Below are 2193 nucleotides of genomic sequence, written 5' to 3'. Positions count from 1 at the left end.
ACCAAAGGACAGAATGCCGGTATAGCCGAGCAACAGATTGAAGGCCGAAGCAAACAGCGCAAAACACAGCATCTTCATCAGGAAGATCGGGTAAACCATGAAGGGTGCTGCGATCAGTCCAATCAATGCGATAACAAGAATGACTGCCGAGAGGCTGTTGAGGGCCGGAGCTTTCGCCTGATGCGGCGCAGCCGTTGCTTTAAGAACAGTATCAGCCATATCAGGCCTCCTTCCCGAACAGTCCTGCGGGTCGCACCAGAAGGACGATAGCCATGATAACGAAGATGACGATGCTGGACGCTTCAGGATAGAATACCTTGGTCAGACCTTCGGCCAGCCCGAGCACATAGCCGGTGATGATGGCACCGAGGATCGAACCCATGCCGCCGACCACCACCACGGCAAACACCACGATGATGATGTTGGACCCCATCAGCGGGCTGACCTGATAGATGGGGGCGGCGAGAATGCCTGCGAAGCCGGCAAGCGCCGAGCCCAATGCATAGGTGAAGGTGAGAAGCAGCGGCACATTGATGCCGAATGCCTTAACCAGTGTGGGGTTTTCGGTTGCCGCACGCAAGTATGCGCCAAGCTTGGTTTTTTCGATCAGTAGCCATGTGCCGATGCAGATGATGAGTGAAGCCACCACCACCCATGCGCGATAGTTCGGCAGGAACATGAAGCCCAGATTCTTGCCACCTGCAAGTGATGGCGGCACGGCATAAGGCTGACCGGCAGCACCGTAATAATAGCGGAACGTGCCTTCGATCACGAGCGCAAGGCCGAATGTGAACAGCAGGCCATAAAGCGGATCAAGGTTATAGAGTTTTGAAAGGGCAGCCCGTTCGATGATGGCACCGCCCAGCCCCACAATCAGCGGAGCCAGAATAAGCGCTGGCCAATAGCCGATACCAAGGCCGCTTAACAGCAGATAGCCGACAAAAGCGCCGAGCATATATTGTGCGCCATGGGCAAAGTTGATGATGCGCAGAAGCCCGAAGATGATGGCGAGACCAAGGCTCAGCATGGCATAGAAAGACCCGTTGATGAGGCCGACCAGCAATTGCCCGAAAAGCGCCTGCAAAGGGATGCCAAAGATCATTGTCATTGTTTCAGACCCCCAGTGCGTCGTTGAGTTCTGCCATGCGCGCAGGCAGCTCCGTGGTGGGGAAGTTTTCCGTCACCACGCCATGATCCATCAGATAAAACCGATCCGCGACCTTGGCGGCAAAGCGGAAGTTCTGCTCGACAAGAAGCACGGTCATACCGCGTTTCTTGAGTTCCACCAGTACATCGCCGATGCGCTGGATGATGACGGGGGCAAGTCCTTCGGTCGGTTCATCCAGAAGCAGGATTTTAACACCGGTGCGCAAAATGCGCGCAATCGCCAGCATCTGCTGTTCACCGCCCGAAAGCTTGGTGCCGGGGCTGTTGCGGCGCTCATAGAGATTGGGAAAGAGCTCGTAAATCTCTTCCAAGGACATTACCCCCTGGGCCCCCTGCGCCCCTTTGCCGACGACCGGTGGAAGGAGCAGGTTCTCATGCACGTTGAGCGTTGCAAAAATCCCGCGTTCTTCCGGCACAAAGCCAAGACCCGCGCGGGCAATGCGATGCAGCGGCACGCGCAGAATATCTTTGCCGTCAAGCGTGATGGTGCCGGTGCGCTTGCGGATGATGCCCATAATGGCGCGCAGCGTTGTCGTCTTACCGACGCCGTTGCGGCCTAAAAGCGTGATGGTTTCGCCGGGCCAGATGTCGAGATCGACGCCGTGCAGGGCATGGCTTTCACCATACCAGGCATTGAGCCCACGCACCGAGAGCAGGGGTTGGCCTCTATTCATGTTCAGTTCCCATATAGGCGGTGCGTACGCGTTCGTCTTGTGCGACGGTGGCATAATTGCCGGAGGCGAGAATTTCGCCGCGTTGCAGCACCGTGACGTGGTGGGCAATGTCAGCCACTACCTTGAGATTGTGTTCGACCATCAGCACTGCGCGATCCTTCGCCACATCTGTGATGAGGGCGGCAATGATGTGCACGTCTTCGTGTCCCATGCCTGCCATCGGCTCGTCGAGCAGCAGTACTTTCGGATCGAGAGCCAGTGTGGTGGCGATTTCAAGTGCACGCTTGCGGCCATAAGAGAGATCGGCTGCCAGCGCATAACGGGCATCGGCCAGACCAACGCGCTCCAGCAG

General features: G+C 57.0%; 3 protein-coding genes and 1 pseudogene. All 4 read right to left on the bottom strand.

All coding sequences use genetic code 11. The features are described from left to right. Positions 1 to 219, bottom strand: a pseudogene (locus FJQ48_RS19990) (branched-chain amino acid ABC transporter permease); the annotation flags it as partial. A gap of 1 nt (position 220) precedes the next feature. Next, positions 221 to 1108 (bottom strand): branched-chain amino acid ABC transporter permease, encoded by an 888-nt coding sequence (locus tag FJQ48_RS19985; RefSeq protein ID WP_139976661.1) that lies wholly within the window; start codon positions 1106 to 1108, stop codon positions 221 to 223. Between the two features lie 4 nt (positions 1109 to 1112). Beyond that, a complete protein-coding gene (locus FJQ48_RS19980; protein ID WP_139976660.1) occupies positions 1113 to 1841 on the bottom strand; it encodes an ABC transporter ATP-binding protein in 729 nt (242 codons plus the stop codon). Then, positions 1834 to 2193 (bottom strand): ATP-binding cassette domain-containing protein (locus FJQ48_RS22805; RefSeq protein WP_247870421.1); only part of this gene is annotated, 360 nt, incomplete at its 5' end. The genes FJQ48_RS19980 and FJQ48_RS22805, both read right to left, overlap by 8 nt.

The organism is Ochrobactrum sp. CGA5, from assembly GCF_006345815.1.
Classification (GTDB): domain Bacteria; phylum Pseudomonadota; class Alphaproteobacteria; order Rhizobiales; family Rhizobiaceae; genus Brucella.
Note: the sequence above shows the minus strand (reverse complement) of the source record. Positions and strands in the feature narration are given on the sequence as shown.